Source organism: Pseudoflavonifractor phocaeensis, from assembly GCF_016901735.1.
Classification (GTDB): Bacteria; Bacillota; Clostridia; order Oscillospirales; family Oscillospiraceae; genus Pseudoflavonifractor_A.
This window is the reverse complement of record NZ_JACLZC010000223.1, coordinates 1-349: the sequence shown is the minus strand read 5'-3', so window position 1 is coordinate 349 and position 349 is coordinate 1. Positions and strand designations below refer to the sequence as shown.

Genomic DNA, 349 nt, shown 5'->3' with positions numbered 1-349 from the left:
TCTCCCGGAAAAGCTGTTATCAAGGGGAATAAGCCCCTATCATGCACATTGCAAATGCGATATTCTTGAGTTTGTCGAAAACCGCTTACACAAAATTTTCTGCCGTGCCTGCGCTTGCGCAGCTCCGTCCAACTGGTGGCAGTCTCCAGCTCCACACCTGCGTCCAGTGCTTTGAAATGCTCCTTGCCGCAGTGGATTTTCAGCTGCTCACTGGTTTTCAGGTGCATAAAGCTGGTGTCGCCCTTGGTTTCCAGGACGAAGTACAGCTTTTCCTCACCGTTCTTATTCAGATACACAGCCCAGTCGGGGTTGTACGTGCCAATGGGGGTTTCAATTTTGAAGCGGCTGG

General features: G+C 51.0%; 1 protein-coding gene. It reads right to left on the bottom strand.

What is annotated here, in order from left to right:
• Positions 1 to 349 (bottom strand): restriction endonuclease (locus H7U37_RS15370; RefSeq protein ID WP_243414358.1); only part of this gene is annotated, 349 nt, incomplete at both ends.